2 protein-coding genes and 1 pseudogene are annotated in these 2,436 nt (G+C 69.3%); 1 reads left to right on the top strand and 2 read right to left on the bottom strand.

Features of this window, described 5'->3' with window-relative positions; genetic code table 11:
• Positions 1–546: NAD(P)-dependent oxidoreductase (locus LQV45_RS25890; RefSeq protein WP_230009511.1), on the bottom strand; the 546-nt coding region annotated here is incomplete at its 3' end.
• A gap of 70 nt (positions 547–616) precedes the next feature.
• Here LQV45_RS25890 and LQV45_RS35825 point away from each other — a divergent pair.
• Positions 617–1,668, top strand: a pseudogene (locus tag LQV45_RS35825) (D-2-hydroxyacid dehydrogenase).
• 262 nt (positions 1,669–1,930) lie between these two features.
• Here the strand turns inward: LQV45_RS35825 and LQV45_RS25875 are convergent.
• Positions 1,931–2,436: MFS transporter (locus LQV45_RS25875; protein WP_230009506.1), on the bottom strand; the 506-nt coding region annotated here is incomplete at its 5' end.

Genomic DNA, 2,436 nt, shown 5'->3' with positions numbered 1-2,436 from the left:
CAGCTGGTTGCACGCCTTGGCGAGCGACCCCGATCCCAGCGGTCCCAGCCGCCGCACGGTGCTGCCCATCGCGCCAAAGAGCGGCAGGAGCCGGCGGAAGTCGCTGTCGCTGGCGCCCGCCATGATGGCGAGGGTTCCGTCCGCCGCGCCTTTGGTGCCGCCGCTGACCGGCGCATCGACGACGACGGCGTTGCCCCCGCTCGCCTCCGCGACCCGTGCCCCGAAGTACCGCACGCCGGCCGGCGACACGCTGCTCATCACAACGACGGCGGTTCCGGGCGCGGGCGGGCTGGCGGTCCAGCCGGCCAGGAGCGCGGCACTCGCATCCTCAATGTCGGACAGATCCGGCAGCATGAAGACAATGACGGGCTGGTCGCGGAGCGCCTCGACCCTGGCCACGCGCGAGCCGCCCAGGGTCTCGAAGGCGTCCAGCGCCGCCGGCGAACGGTTCCAGGCCGTGACGGTCCATCCTGCCGCGAGGAGGTTGGCGGCCATCGGCGCGCCCATCAGGCCGAGGCCGACGAACCCGGCCTCCCTGCGGTCCATCTCCATGCGTTGCCTCACTTCGTCGTGGTTAATCTTGGAATTCTGTTCAGCATCCTAGCCTCCATTCAGTATGATGAACACTATGACGACCAAAACCACCGTCGCGATCGCCGTCCCACTCGAAGCAGAGCTGGTGGACCGCATCCGCGCCGTAGATCCGTCCGTGACCGTCCTCTACGACCCCGAGCTCCTGCCGCCGGAACGTTTTCCCGCCGACCATGCGGGTGACCCGGACTTCCGCCGGACGCCGGAGCAGGAAGAGCGCTACTGGGACATGCTCAACAAGGCCCAGGTCCTGTACGGGCTCCCCAACGAAAGCCCGGCAGGCCTCGCCCGGATCGCCGGCAGCAATCCCCGGCTTGAGTGGATCCATGCCATGGCGGCCGGCGCCGGCGGTGCCGTAAAGGCATCGGGGCTGGACGCCGCGACGCTGCAGAAGTTCAGGGTCACCACCTCGGCCGGGGTGCACGCCCTGCCGCTCGCCGAGTTCGCCGCCCTGGGCATCCTCAACGGCTTCAAGCGCAGCGCCGAGCTGGCCCAGGACCAGGCGGCCAAGCTCTGGCCCGAGCTCCGCACCCCCACCCGCCTGGTCAACGGCTCCCGCCTGGTGGTCACCGGGCTAGGCGAGATCGGGCTCGAGCCCGCGCCCTGGGCATGAGCGTCAGCGGGACCAAGCGGACCGTGGAGGCCATCGACGGGATCGAGACGGTCACGGACAACGACGGCCTCGCCGGCCTGCTGGGCACCGCAGACGCCGTCGTCAATACCCTGCCCGGCACGCCGTACACCGAGAAGCTCTTCAGCCGCGACGTCTTCGCCGCCATGAAGCCCGGAACAGTCTTCGTCAACGTGGGCCGCGGCACCGTGGTCGATGAAGAGGCGCTTCTGGAGGCCCTGGGCAACGGCCAGGTCTCCTATGCCTGCCTCGATGTCTTCGCCGTGGAGCCACTGCCGCAGGACAGCCCGCTGTGGAACCACCCCAGGGTGATGGTGTCCCCGCACACCTCGGCGCTCAGCGCCGCCGAAAACCGGCTGATCACCGAACGCTTCTGCAGCAACCTGCGGACCTACCTCGACGGCGGCGAACTCCCCCACCTGGTGGACACGGTGCACTTCTACTGAGTCCACTCTTCCGCACTGCACCAGCGCCGCAGCGCACACAGGGCGGCCCACCGGAAACGGTTGGGCCGCCCTTTGCGTTGGGCGAGGAAGGTTCCGCCCAGCGACGCCGGACCGTGCCTGCGAGGCCGGCATTCGGGCGCGCCGGGTATTTTGCCCGTCGACGCGGGTATTCCGTGGCGCAGAAACGGCCGTGGCCCCTTCCTGGGTGGAAGGGGCCACGGCCTGTGCGGCGCGGACGGAGGGTCTGGAGCCCGGATCCCGCCTAGCGCGCATCCTCCGTCAGGAGAAGGTCGCGTCCCACCGTCTCGGGCGGGAAGAAGGTGGTGACGAACGAGATCAGCGCCAGGACCAGCGAGTAGATGGCGAGCACCAGCCAGGAATGGTCCGTGGCGGCCAGCAGCGCGGCGCCGACCAGCGGGACCAGGCCGCCGGCCAGGACGGCGGAGAGCTCCCGGCTCATGGCCACGCCGGTGAAGCGGTACTGCGATCCGAAGAGTTCAGGCAGCAGCGGGCACTGCGGGCCGAGCATGGACTGAACGCCGAGGGCGATGCCGACCACCATGACAATCCAGACCAGCGTGACATTGCCCAGCGTCACAAGGTAGAACGCCGGCAGCGCGATGAGCGCCTGAAACAGCGCGCCGTAGCGGTAGACGGGCACGCGGCCGAACCTGTCGGACAGCGCACCGAAGGTGATCACCATGACGGCCGCGAAGCCCGCGGCGATGAGCAGGCAGACCGGACCGATGAACTTGTCGCCGGGAAAAA

The sequence above is a fragment of the Microbacterium sp. Bi128 genome (genome assembly GCF_918698205.1).
This window is presented reverse-complemented; position numbering and strand designations above follow the sequence as displayed.